Origin of the sequence: Serratia sp. BNK-12 (assembly GCF_047456085.1) — a bacterium.
GTDB lineage: Bacteria > Pseudomonadota > Gammaproteobacteria > Enterobacterales > Enterobacteriaceae > Serratia > Serratia liquefaciens.
Window position 1 is genome coordinate 4,837,424 of record NZ_CP179896.1, and the last position, 12,354, is coordinate 4,849,777.

At 52.9% G+C, this 12,354-nt stretch carries 9 protein-coding genes and 1 rRNA gene; 6 read left to right on the forward strand and 4 right to left on the reverse strand.

Going from position 1 to position 12,354, the window contains the following annotated elements; all coding sequences use genetic code 11:
- Nucleotides 1–6 precede the first annotated feature (6 nt).
- On the forward strand, nt 7–2,541 hold the full coding sequence (gene torA / locus ACMGG1_RS22600) for a trimethylamine-N-oxide reductase TorA (RefSeq protein WP_414161035.1): 2,535 nt from the start codon (nt 7–9) through the stop codon (nt 2,539–2,541).
- 12 nt (nt 2,542–2,553) lie between these two features.
- A complete protein-coding gene (gene torD, locus ACMGG1_RS22605; protein ID WP_122076668.1) occupies nt 2,554–3,195 on the forward strand; it encodes a molecular chaperone TorD in 642 nt (213 codons plus the stop codon).
- Nucleotides 3,196–3,336: 141 nt separating this feature from the next.
- Here torD and ACMGG1_RS22610 read toward each other — a convergent pair whose 3' ends face one another.
- Both ACMGG1_RS22610 and ACMGG1_RS22615 read right to left on the reverse strand, forming a co-directional pair.
- A complete protein-coding gene (locus tag ACMGG1_RS22610; RefSeq protein WP_414161036.1) occupies nt 3,337–4,083 on the reverse strand; it encodes a sulfite exporter TauE/SafE family protein in 747 nt (248 codons plus the stop codon).
- A gap of 79 nt (nt 4,084–4,162) precedes the next feature.
- Nucleotides 4,163–4,786 carry a DUF2238 domain-containing protein gene (locus ACMGG1_RS22615; RefSeq protein WP_259219786.1) on the reverse strand — a complete coding sequence of 208 codons (624 nt, stop codon included), beginning with the start codon at nt 4,784–4,786 and terminating at the stop codon, nt 4,163–4,165.
- 210 nt (nt 4,787–4,996) lie between these two features.
- Here ACMGG1_RS22615 and actS point away from each other — a divergent pair, with 210 nt between their 5' ends.
- Complete coding sequence (gene actS / locus ACMGG1_RS22620; RefSeq protein WP_414161037.1) at nt 4,997–5,746, forward strand: amidase activator ActS; 750 nt, start codon at nt 4,997–4,999, stop codon at nt 5,744–5,746.
- Between the two features lie 71 nt (nt 5,747–5,817).
- Here actS and gltP read toward each other — a convergent pair whose 3' ends face one another.
- On the reverse strand, nt 5,818–7,134 hold the full coding sequence (gltP, locus tag ACMGG1_RS22625) for a glutamate/aspartate:proton symporter GltP (protein WP_414161038.1): 1,317 nt from the start codon (nt 7,132–7,134) through the stop codon (nt 5,818–5,820).
- Between the two features lie 833 nt (nt 7,135–7,967).
- On the opposite strand from gltP, the gene acs reads away from it, so the two are divergent.
- The 3 genes from acs to actP all read left to right on the forward strand — a co-directional run bounded on the left by acs (nt 7,968) and on the right by actP (nt 11,979).
- On the forward strand, nt 7,968–9,926 hold the full coding sequence (gene acs, locus ACMGG1_RS22630) for an acetate--CoA ligase (protein WP_048762782.1): 1,959 nt from the start codon (nt 7,968–7,970) through the stop codon (nt 9,924–9,926).
- Between the two features lie 92 nt (nt 9,927–10,018).
- Nucleotides 10,019–10,330 carry a DUF485 domain-containing protein gene (locus tag ACMGG1_RS22635; RefSeq protein ID WP_020824859.1) on the forward strand — a complete coding sequence of 104 codons (312 nt, stop codon included), beginning with the start codon at nt 10,019–10,021 and terminating at the stop codon, nt 10,328–10,330.
- Nucleotides 10,327–11,979 carry a cation/acetate symporter ActP gene (actP, locus tag ACMGG1_RS22640; RefSeq protein ID WP_122076651.1) on the forward strand — a complete coding sequence of 551 codons (1,653 nt, stop codon included), beginning with the start codon at nt 10,327–10,329 and terminating at the stop codon, nt 11,977–11,979. Before ACMGG1_RS22635 ends, actP begins: the two co-directional genes overlap by 4 nt.
- Nucleotides 11,980–12,177: 198 nt before the next feature.
- Here the strand turns inward: actP and rrf are convergent.
- Nucleotides 12,178–12,293 (reverse strand): 5S ribosomal RNA (rrf, locus tag ACMGG1_RS22645).
- Nucleotides 12,294–12,354: the final 61 nt, after the last annotated feature.

Genomic DNA, 12,354 nt, shown 5'->3' on the forward strand with positions numbered 1-12,354 from the left:
ATGCACATGAAATCATCACAGAAAGTCAGCTTGTCCCGCCGTCGTTTTCTGGCTCAGCTTGGTGGCTTAACGGCCATTGGCATGATAGGCCCTTCGCTGTTAGTACCCAAAAACGCCCTGGCTCAGGGAGGGTTGCAAGAAGGCATACTGACCGGTTCCCATTGGGGAGCCATCCGCGCGACCGTGGTGGACGGGCGATTTGTCGCTGCCAAACCCTTCGAAATGGATAAATATCCCTCGAAAATGATTGCGGGCTTACCCGACCATGTCCATGGCACGGCACGCATCCGTTACCCGATGGTACGAATTGACTGGATGCGTAAACGCCATTTGAGTGATACCACACAGCGCGGCGACAACCGTTTTGTGCGGGTAAGTTGGGATGAAGCACTGAACCTGTTCTATCAAGAGCTTGAGCGGGTGCAGAACACCTACGGCCCGTCTGCTCTGCTATCCGGCACCGGTTGGCAATCGACCGGCATGTTCCACAATGCCGCGGGCATGCTGGCTCGGGCGCTGGCCCTGCACGGAGATTCTGTCGGTACCGGCGGCGACTATTCAACCGGTGCCGCCCAGGTGATTCTGCCGAGGGTGGTGGGTTCAATGGAAGTGTATGAACAGCAAACTTCCTGGCCACTGGTGCTGCAAAACAGCAAAACCCTGGTGCTTTGGGGATCGGATCTGGTGAAAAACCAGCAGGCCAACTGGTGGTGTCCGGATCATGATGTTTATGAATATTACGCCGAACTTAAAGCCAAAGTGGCCAAAGGCGAAATCAACGTCGTCAGCATTGACCCAGTGGTGTCATCTACCCATGCGTTTTTAGGCCGTGAGCATGTGCAGCACATCGCTCTGAATCCGCAAACAGACGTGCCCCTACAGTTAGCGCTGGCACACACGCTGTACAGCGAGAATCTGCACGATACCCACTTCCTCAAAACCTATTGCGTTGGCTTCGAGCAATTCCTCCCTTATTTGCTGGGCCAAACGGACGGCCAACCTAAAGATGCCCAATGGGCATCGGCGCTGTGTGGTATTGATGCCGAAATCATCCGGGCACTGGCCCGCCAAATGGCAGCCAACCGTACGCAAATCATTGCGGGCTGGTGCGTGCAACGTATGCAACACGGCGAACAATGGGCGTGGATGACGGTAGTGCTGGCGGCGATGCTTGGCCAAATCGGCTTACCTGGCGGCGGGTTCGGTTTTGGTTGGCACTACAACGGCGCAGGTACACCGAGCCGCAAAGGGGTGATCCTGAGCGGTTTCTCCGGTTCCACCGCTACGCCGGCACGCCATGCCAAGGGGGATTTCAAAGGTTACAGCAGTACCATTCCGATCGCGCGCTTTATCGATGCCATGCTGGAGCCGGGCAAGGAGATCGATTGGAATGGCAAACGCGTCAAGCTGCCAATGCTGAAAATGTGCGTGTTTGCAGGCACCAATCCGTTCCATCGCCATCAGCAGGTTAACCGGATGATTGCCGGCTGGCAGAAACTGGAAACCGTGATTTCTATTGATAATCAGTGGACCTCAACCTGTCGTTTTGCCGATATCGTTCTGCCTGCTACCACACAATTCGAACGCAACGATCTCGATCAGTTTGGCAACCACTCCAATCGCGGCATTATCGCGATGAAACAGCTGGTACCGCCGCAATTTGAGGCACGTAATGACTTCGATATCCTGCGCGAACTTTGCAAACTGTTCGATCGCGAACGTGATTTCACCGAAGGCCTGGATGACATGGGTTGGATCAAACGCATTTATCAGGACGGCGCGCGCCAGGGCAAAGGACGCGGCGTGACTTTGCCTGCATTCGATGAGTTTTGGGATGGCGATGGCTACGTCGAGTTCCATCACCCCGAAATGTTCGTGCGTCACCAGGCGTTTCGTCAAGACCCGGATCTGGAACCTTTAGGCACCCCAAGCGGCCTGATCGAGATTTACTCAAAGAGTATTGCGGATATGAATTATAAGAACTGCAAAGGTTACCCAATGTGGTTTGAAAAGGCAGAACGTTCACACGGCGGGCCGCTTTCAGCGAGCTATCCACTTCATTTGCAGTCGGTACATCCCGATTTCCGGCTGCACTCCCAGCTGTGCGAGTCTGAAACCTTGCGTGCACAGTACAGCGTTGCAGGTAAGGAACCGGTATTTATCAGCCCGGAAGATGCGGATGCTCGCGGCATCAATAATGGTGATGTTGTTCGGGTGTTTAACGCCCGCGGGCAGGTTTTAGCGGGTGCGGTAGTTTCAGATCGCTATTCGCCGGGAGTGATCCGCATCCATGAGGGTGCCTGGTACGATCCTGAACGTGGCGGCGTGGCGGGTAGCCTGTGCAAATACGGCAATCCAAATGTACTGACGTTGGATATCGGTTCTTCCGAGCTGGCTCAGGCGACTAGCGCCCATACGGCACTGGTTGAGATTGAACGCTTTAATGGCAAAATCGAACCTGTTACCGCCTTTGATGGCCCATTGGAAATGGTTGCGCAATGCGACTACGTGCCGATGACGCCAGCAAACGTGCCGCAGTAAGGAGGTGGTTCCATGGAAGATAATATTTCAGCGCTGGGACATCCGCATTATGCTTGCCTCTATGCCTGGTTATCCGGCAGTTTCGCCCGCGAGCTTAGCGACCTGCAAATTGCAGAACTGACCAGCCCTGAACTCACCGCATGGCTGGCAATAATTGAACCGCTGCCGGGGCTGACAGCGCCGGTAACCCAATTCAGACAAACCGTTACGGCACTCCAACAGCGGCCCGACGCCCAACTGGAATTGGCCGCCGACTTCGCCGGGCTGTTCCTGATGACGGAGAAGTCCGCTGCGTTACCCTATTCCTCTTGTTATCAGTTGGAATCTTCGCGTTTTAAGCAGGAACCCAGCGCGCAGATGAAAGCGCTGTTGGCACAATCGGGCATGGCGGTGGAGAGTTCCTTTGGCGAACCGGAAGATCATTTAGCTCTGGTTGTCGAACTGTTGAGCCACCTGAATTTCGCATTAACAGAAGCTGGGAATGAGCGCAGAGAATTGCTTGAACTGCGAAGTGAAGCCTTGATTCACTGTCTGAGTTGGCTGCCGGAGTTTAATCAGCGCTGCCTCAGTTACGACAAGTTTGGCTTCTATGCCGCACTCAGCGGCTTACTGCTTGCCCTGATGCGCCTTGATGCCGGCATGCCCATGCAATAAATCACCGGCTTGGCCCTCATAACCTGAGGGCCTGGCGCGCCTGAGAGAATGCCTGAATAAGTGGCCACACCCACCAGCGCCGCTTAATTAGGATCGAAGCAAAGCTCGCTGGCATGGCAGAAAGCATTCCGCCCAGCATGCTCAACTGAAATACTTAATCATCAGCGCGGTACCCGAGGCCAACAAAATCACATTGATTAGCTTCAGGAATTGCTCACGTGACATTTTCAAAGTGAAATGACGCCCCAGGGTAATCCCCACCAACATCCCCGGCAGCAGCACCAATGCCAGTAGCAATAAATCAATGTCCAGATAAACACCGGCAAAGGTGAAAATAACCACCCGCGTCAGCGTACTCATCCCGATAAGCGTGGTTTGAGTCATCCGGAAAGCCTCTTTCTTCTCAATACGACCGCTGAGATAGATGGCATAGATAAAGCCGCCGCTGCCGAATAATGCACTGAAAATCCCGCCCACCAGGCCAAAAGGCACCGAAGCCTTGGGCGAAAATTGCCGATCGGGTTTTAAACCGCTGAGCGAATAAAGAGCATAGAGCACCACAAAAACGCCCAACGCCAACAAGAGGATATCCGGCCGGGTTTTCAGCAGGATCACCGCGCCCAGAAGACTGCCGATAATCATCACCGGGATCAGCCGTTTTAATTCTGCCCATTGTGCATTGCGACCATCGCGGCTGACGTTAACAATGGCCGCGCACATGTCCAGCAGCGCCAGCAAAGGAACAATTTTCGCTACCGGAATATAAAGCGCCATCACCGGACTGGCGACCAACGCCGAGCCAAAACCGGCAATGCCGAAAATGACATAGGCCACCAGCAAGGTGGCGGCCAGTACCAGATAGCTTGAGAGCGTTAAGGTTTCTTGCATATCCATTTCCGCCTACTCCATTACCCCGAAGCGAGCTGCAGGCTAAAACCTAATACTTTAGTTGATAAACGGAGGAACGCTATTTCGCGCTTAAACCAGCCAGTTGCCGATCCTGTCGACGGCCGAACAGCAACAGCCCACATGCCGCCCCCAACAGGGCACAGAACATGTCAGACTGGGTATCCCATGGGTCGCCCTGTGTTCCCAGAAACTCATCGGCACCCTGCCCTAATGCCAATGCGGCCCACCATTCGATCAGTTCATAAACCGCGCTGATGGCCAACGCAATGCAGCACACCACGAAACCCAACATTTTTCGGCCCCGGACATAATCCCCACGCAGCAGAATTTCCCGCGCCACCAGCGCAGGCACCAGCCCCTGGAAAAAATGCCCAAGCTTATCGTAGGGGTTACGCCCCAATCCCAATAACTCCTGCACGTAAAACCCGGCGGGCACGCGCGCATAGCTATACATACCGCCAAAAATCAAAATTAACGCGTGGAGAAAAATCAGCTGGTACAACAAGGGGGTTAGCGGATAACGACGCCGGGTCAGCCCCAAGACGACCAGCGCTATCACAACCGGCATGACTTCCATCAGCCAGGTCATTCGGTCATAGGGGTAAACACCGCTATAAATCAGCAATGCAATCAGCAACAACGCGGCGGTGGGTAATAAATAACGGGCAGACAAGAGGGACATGGTGAAGTTACCAGGACGGTGAAAATTATCGCATTATTATACAGTGACAAAATGAAGGCGGCATATTTCGCCGTCCAGTGAAACCACCAGGCAGCTTTTTTGACCACATAGCCGTTGATGTTACTATACGAAGATCACTATGCTCCCGCACAAGTACCACCTGGCAGCATAACTACTAAGGGCGACGACGTTTAAGGACGATATTTGAGTATGGGAAGCACATTCGCTGTATGGCGGCTGATTGCCGTGTGCGTAGTCAGTCTTGCGTTGCTGGGCTGTGGCTCCGGAAAGAAGGCCAACACCTATGACCGCGACTACGATAGCCTGGCCAGAGGCAGCTATAGCGGCAGCACCTATACCGTCAAACGCGGTGATACTCTGTTCTATATTGCCTGGATCACCAATAGTGAAGTCAGCGAGCTGGCGCGTCGCAACAAGATCCCCAAGCCTTACAATCTCGAGATTGGCCAAAAGCTGGCGTTAAATAATATGACGGCGCAGAAAGGTAAAACGCGTAAAACGAAATCGACAGGCCAACTTGCGGTCGCTGCGCCGCCGATCCGCAGCAGTATCAAATGCTGGCGCTGGCCAACCCAGGGCAATATCGTCAGCAAGTATTCTACCGCCGACGGTGGCAATAAAGGCATTGATATCGCCGGTAACCGCGGGCAGCCGGTATTTGCCGCAGCCAAAGGTCGAGTGGTGTACGTGGGTAACCAACTGCGGGGCTACGGCAACCTGATTATGATCAAACACAATGACGAGTACATCAGCGCCTACGCTCATAACAACACCCTGCTGGTGCGCAACGCGCAGGAAGTGAAAGCCGGGCAAAAAATCGCCACCATGGGCAGCACAGGTACCGATAAGGTCATGCTGCACTTCCAAATACGCTATCGCGCTACCGCTCTGGATCCGCTGCGCTTCTTGCCACCGCAAGGTTCCGCACCTTCCTGTTAATTCCTCTGTGGAAAATGAACGAAAAAAAACCCGCACAAGGCGGGTTTTTTCATAAGCAAGCGCAATAGCCGTTAAGACTCGTTGACCTGCTTTACCTTGCCGGACAAGAACGCTTGTTCGTAAGCCCGCGCCTTTTTGCTGTCAAACTGGTGCTCCCATTTCGCGACCACCAATACCGCCAACGCATTACCCACCACGTTCAGCGCGGTACGTGCCATATCCAGAATACGGTCAACCCCGGCGATAAACGCCAGACCTTCCAACGGGATCCCGACGCTGCCCAGCGTGGCCAACAGCACCACAAAGGAAACCCCCGGCACGCCGGCAATGCCCTTAGAGGTCAGCATCAGCGTCACCACCAGGACAATCTCCTGCCCCAGGGACAGCTCAATACCGTACAGCTGCGCAATAAAAATGGCGGCGATGCTCTGATACAGCGTCGAGCCGTCCAGATTAAAGGAATAACCCGTCGGCACCACAAAACTGGTGATCGCCTTCGGTGCACCGTAGGCTTCCATTTTTTCGATGATACGCGGCAACACCGTTTCTGAACTGGCTGTGGAGAAGGCCAGGATCAGTTCATCCTTCAAAATACGAATCAACGTCCAGATACGCAGATTGCAGATGCGGGCAACGGCGCCCAGCACCACCAAAGCGAAGAAGGCGATAGCAAAGTACACCAGCACCATCAGCTTGGCCAAAGGCCACAGCGAGGCGAAACCAAAGTTGGCAACCGTCACTGAGATCAGACCAAATACCCCGATCGGCGCATAGCGCATGATCATATGAGTGACTTTGAACATGCTTTCGGAAACGGCTTTAAACACCTTCAGCAGCGGCTCTTTGGTTTCTTTCGGCAATGACGACAGACCAAGACCAAAGAGCACCGAGAAGAAGATGATCGGCAACATGTCGCCCTTCGCCATCGAAGCGAAAATGTTCGACGGGATCAACGACAGAACCGTGGCAACCAGGCTGTGCGATCCACTTTGCACCTGCTCAGTGGTTTTTTCATACTGCGAGATATCGACTGCGGTCAGCGTCGACATGTCGATACCGTGACCGGGTTGAAAAACATTAGCTAGCGTCAGCCCCACCACGATGGCAACAGTGGTGATCACTTCAAAGTAAATAATGGTTTTCAATCCGAGCCGACCCAGCTTTTTCGCATCTCCCACCCCGGCGATACCGACAACCAGTGTAGAAATAACAATCGGCACAACAATCATCTTAATCAGGCGAATAAATATATCTCCCGCCGGGCTAAGAATATTGCTGACTAACCACTCTCGTGATTCCGTCTGATTATGGAGTACGGCCCCAACGATAATACCCAGTACCAACGCGATCAGGATTTGCCAAGCAAGACTGATTTTTACACTTTTCATACCCAAAAAGTCCTCAAAGACTCTTTTCCGCGTATTTAAAACAATTCGCCGAAAAGAATACTTAATCATTTAATACAGGCTTATGTTGATGACAACGAAGCGCTCACCTGCCCTTAGTGTGACGCTATTTAAATCTGTACCATCTGAAAGGCATGCTCTGCAAGCCTTGTTTTATCGACCTTCTGTGCAAAATATAATCACCAATGAATTTAGTATTTAATTTCACCAAACATAATTAGTTGTTATTAAAAGCATAATTTTATGCGAGATGTATCACGAAACCACCTCATACTTTGCTTTTTTAGCCGGATGGAAGTGCGTTTATTTTCGCTAATCTTGCATATTTAGTCCATCGTACATGTTTATATTTTGTTGCAATAAAGTTTTAAAAATGAAAATATCAGAACGTTCAGGTACCGCATTTTATCGTCTATTTATTAGGATGATTCTCAAATCATTCTCTTATTAACGCCGCTGACTGACCACTCCACTATTAATATCAACATCGAATATCAAAAGGGAACTATGTTCCAAAAGGATTTAACCGAGATTTTAACAGTGGCGTTTTATATTAAAAAATGGCGATAAAAAACGGGTTTATTGTGGGATTGTTTATTCTTTTTAGTTCTTTAGATAGTGTTTTCTGGCGAAAACTTGGTATCTGAACGTTTTTTCCCGCCAAGCAGATAGATGCTCAACACAAATGGGGCAGAACTATTACAAATCAATATCTTCGTTGCGTGATCTGCCGCGCAAAAAAGAAACAAAGAATCGGAGCAAACTATACTTAACCTTCAGTTGACATATCATTAACAACTTCAAGGAGAAAAGCTATGAGCCAAGTGCATAAACACGCTATTCCTTCTGCAATTGCAGAACACGCCCTGATCAGTCCGACACAATATCAACAATATTATCAACAATCTGTGCAAGACCCAGAAACGTTCTGGGGCGAGCAGGGAAAAATTCTCGACTGGATAAAGCCTTATAGCCGGGTAAAAAACACCTCGTTTGATCCGGGCCATATCAGCATTCGCTGGTTTGAAGACGGTACCCTGAACCTGGCGGCCAACTGCCTCGATCGCCACCTGGCCGAACGTGGTGACCAAACTGCCATCATCTGGGAAGGTGACGATCCCACCCAGTCAAAAAAAGTGACCTACAAACAACTGCACCACGATGTCTGCCAGTTCGCCAACGTGCTGAAAAAGCTGGGCGTTAAAAAAGGCGACGTCGTGGCTATCTATATGCCGATGGTACCGGAAGCTGCGGTAGCCATGCTGGCCTGCGCCCGCATCGGGGCCGTGCATTCGGTCATCTTTGGCGGTTTCTCACCGGAAGCGGTCGCCGGACGCATTATCGATTCCAACTCAAAACTGGTTATTACCGCTGACGAAGGCCTGCGTGCCGGACGTGCCGTACCCTTGAAGAAAAACGTCGATGATGCGCTGAAAAATCCTGGTGTGAAAAGCGTCGCCAACGTTGTGGTGTTCAAGCGCACCGGCAAACCGGGCTACTGGCAGGAAGGCCGCGATCTGTGGTGGCATGAGCTGACCGAAGGCGTCTCAGCCGACTGCCCGCCGGAAGAGATGAATGCGGAAGATCCGCTATTTATCCTTTATACCTCGGGGTCAACCGGCAAACCCAAGGGTGTGCTACACACCACTGGCGGCTACCTGGTTTATGCCGCCCTGACCTTTAAGTACGTGTTCGACTACCACGATGGCGACGTGTACTGGTGTACCGCCGACGTCGGTTGGGTCACCGGCCACAGCTATCTGCTGTACGGCCCACTGGCCTGTGGCGCCATTACCCTGATGTTTGAAGGTGTGCCGAACTACCCTGGCGTCAACCGTCTGTCACAGGTGATCGACAAGCATCAGGTCAATATTCTGTACACCGCGCCCACCGCCATTCGTGCCCTGATGGCTGAAGGCGACAAAGCGATCGAAGGCACCAAACGCGACTCGCTGCGTATCATGGGATCGGTGGGTGAGCCAATCAACCCGGAAGCCTGGGAGTGGTATTACAATAAAATCGGCAACGGCAAATGCCCCATCGTAGACACCTGGTGGCAGACCGAAACCGGCGGCTTTATGATCACCCCACTACCGGGCGCCACCGAGCTGAAAGCCGGCTCGGCAACGCGTCCGTTCTTCGGCGTACAGCCGGCGCTGGTCGATAATGTCGGCACGCCGCAAGAAGGTGCCTGCGAAGGCAATCTGGTGATCACCGACTCCTGGCCTGGCCAGGCGCGAACCCTGTTCGGCGATCACGATCGCTTCGAGCAAACCTACTTCTCCACCTTTAAAGGCATGTATTTCAGCGGTGACGGCGCGCGCCGTGACGAAGACGGATACTACTGGATCACTGGCCGCGTCGACGACGTTCTGAACGTGTCCGGCCACCGTCTGGGCACCGCCGAAATCGAATCCGCCCTGGTCTCTCATCCGAAAATCGCCGAAGCGGCGGTAGTCGGCATTCCGCATAACATTAAAGGCCAGGCTATTTACGCCTATATCACGCTCAATCACGGCGAGGAACCTTCGCCTGAGCTTTATACCGAAGTCCGTAACTGGGTACGTAAAGAAATAGGGCCGATCGCTACCCCGGACGTGCTGCACTGGACAGATTCCCTGCCCAAAACGCGCTCCGGCAAGATCATGCGCCGTATCTTGCGCAAAATTGCCGCCGGCGATACCAGCAACCTGGGGGATACCTCAACGCTGGCGGATCCGGCCGTAGTCGACAAGCTGTTGGAAGAAAAACAATCAATGAAAGTGCCGTCATAATTTACGCCGCCTCTGGCCGATCGGCGGGAAGATAACCCAATGATCGGCTTCAAGCGCGGCGTATTCGTTCAATACCTACTGGAGACACTCTGATGAATGACACCATTTATCAAGGGATTGAGGAAAACCCGCGCTTTATCGAGCTGGTGCGAAAACGCAGCCGATTTGCCTGGCTGCTGTCGCTGATTACACTGGCGCTCTACGTTGGCTTTATTTTATTGATCGCCTTCGATCCTCAGTGGTTGGGCACCCCGATCGCCGCAGGATCTACTATTACCCGCGGGATCCCGGTAGGCGTTGGCCTGATCGTAATCTCTTTTGTGCTCACCGGGATCTACGTATTCCGCGCCAACGGCGAATTCGATCGCCTGACTGCAGAAATCCTGCGTGAGGTGAAGAAATGAAGCGTTTACTGTCCGCCGCCGCTCTGATGATGCTACCGGGCCTGGCCTTTGCCGATGCCATTGGCGGTGAAGTGAAGCGCCAACCGTTGAACATTCAGGCCATCGTCATGTTCATCCTGTTTGTCGGCGCCACGCTGTATATCACCTATTGGGCCTCAAAACGCACTCGCTCACGTCAGGACTATTACACCGCCGGCGGGAAAATTACCGGTCTGCAGAACGGTCTGGCGATTGCCGGCGATTTTATGTCAGCGGCCTCTTTCCTGGGTATTTCTGCCCTGGTGTATACCTCCGGCTATGACGGACTGATTTACTCCATCGGTTTCCTGATCGGTTGGCCGATCATTTTGTTCCTGATTGCAGAACGCCTGCGTAACCTGGGCCGTTACACCTTTGCCGACGTGGCTTCCTACCGGTTAAAACAAAAGCCAATCCGTACGCTCTCCGCCTGTGGCTCTCTGGTGGTGGTCGCACTGTATCTGATTGCCCAAATGGTCGGTGCCGGCAAGCTGATTCAGCTGCTGTTCGGCCTCAATTACCACGTGGCGGTCATTCTGGTCGGTATTCTGATGGTGCTGTACGTCTTGTTCGGTGGGATGTTGGCCACCACCTGGGTGCAGATTATCAAGGCGGTGCTGTTACTGGCCGGCGCCAGCTTTATGGCGTTGATGGTGATGAAATCGGTCAATTTCGACTTCAACACCCTGTTTGCCGAAGCCGTGAAGGTGCATCCAAAAGGCCTCGCCATCATGAGCCCGGGCGGTCTGGTTTCCGACCCTATTTCTGCGTTGTCTCTGGGGTTGGCGCTGATGTTCGGTACCGCTGGTCTGCCACATATTCTGATGCGTTTCTTTACCGTGAGCGACGCTAAAGAGGCCCGCAAAAGCGTGTTCTACGCCACCGGTTTTATCGGTTACTTCTATATCCTGACCTTTATTATCGGCTTCGGGGCCATCTTGTTGGTCAGCCCTAACCCGGCGTTCAAAGATGCCACCGGGGCGCTGCTGGGCGGTACCAATATGGCGGCGGTGCATTTAGCCAACGCCGTGGGCGGCAACTTCTTCCTCGGCTTTATCTCTGCTGTCGCCTTTGCCACCATTTTGGCCGTAGTCGCAGGCCTGACGTTGGCGGGGGCTTCAGCGGTATCTCACGATTTGTACGCCAGCGTGATTAAAAACGGCAAAGCGACTGAGCGTGACGAACTGCGCGTCTCCAAGATTACCGTGGTGATCCTGGGTATCGTGGCGATAGCTCTGGGGATTTTGTTTGAGAAACAGAATATCGCCTTTATGGTCGGCTTGGCTTTCTCTATCGCTGCCAGCTGTAACTTCCCGATTATTATTCTTTCGATGTATTGGTCACGTCTGACAACCCGTGGTGCCATGATCGGCGGCTGGTTGGGTCTGCTCACTGCGGTGATCCTGATGATCCTCGGCCCGACGATCTGGGTGCAGATCCTGGGGCATGAGAAACCCATCTATCCGTATGAATATCCGGCGCTGTTCTCGATGATTGTCGCGTTCGTCGGCACCTGGCTGTTCTCGGTTACCGACAGCTCTTTAGCCGGGCAACAAGAACGCGAACGCTTCCGTGCTCAATTTGTACGTTCACAAACCGGCCTGGGCATTTCCCAGGGCAGCTCACACTAAACGAATAATAAGTGAAAAAAGCAAACACACCCTAATCAAAGGCCCTTCGGGGCCTTTTCTCTTGGATAAAGATGATTAACGGTATTGCTGGAAAAGAGATTTGACGACGAGGAATACAAGACCCAGCCTGGCTGCGCCTTTTTCTTTTGCGCACAGCAAAAAGGCCATCCTTGCGGATGGCCTCTTGGCTTAATTGATGCCTGGCAGTGTCCTACTCTCGCATGGGGAGACCCCACACTACCATCGGCGCTACGGCGTTTCACTTCTGAGTTCGGCATGGGGTCAGGTGGGACCACCGCGCTATTGCCGCCAGGCAAATTCTGTTTCATTCCAACCGCTACTCTCGCAGCCATTGAAACCAATCTCGGAACTCGC

What these genes read in the sequence shown, in the direction of transcription:
- torA (WP_414161035.1), top strand. Translation starts at nt 7, where the DNA reads ATGAAATCATCACAGAAAGTCAGCTTGTCCCGCCGTCGTTTTCTGGCT.
- torD (WP_122076668.1), top strand. Translation starts at nt 2,554, where the DNA reads ATGGAAGATAATATTTCAGCGCTGGGACATCCGCATTATGCTTGCCTC.
- ACMGG1_RS22610 (WP_414161036.1), bottom strand. Translation starts at nt 4,083, where the DNA reads ATGCAAGAAACCTTAACGCTCTCAAGCTATCTGGTACTGGCCGCCACC.
- ACMGG1_RS22615 (WP_259219786.1), bottom strand. Translation starts at nt 4,786, where the DNA reads ATGTCCCTCTTGTCTGCCCGTTATTTATTACCCACCGCCGCGTTGTTG.
- actS (WP_414161037.1), top strand. Translation starts at nt 4,997, where the DNA reads ATGGGAAGCACATTCGCTGTATGGCGGCTGATTGCCGTGTGCGTAGTC.
- gltP (WP_414161038.1), bottom strand. Translation starts at nt 7,134, where the DNA reads ATGAAAAGTGTAAAAATCAGTCTTGCTTGGCAAATCCTGATCGCGTTG.
- acs (WP_048762782.1), top strand. Translation starts at nt 7,968, where the DNA reads ATGAGCCAAGTGCATAAACACGCTATTCCTTCTGCAATTGCAGAACAC.
- ACMGG1_RS22635 (WP_020824859.1), top strand. Translation starts at nt 10,019, where the DNA reads ATGAATGACACCATTTATCAAGGGATTGAGGAAAACCCGCGCTTTATC.
- actP (WP_122076651.1), top strand. Translation starts at nt 10,327, where the DNA reads ATGAAGCGTTTACTGTCCGCCGCCGCTCTGATGATGCTACCGGGCCTG.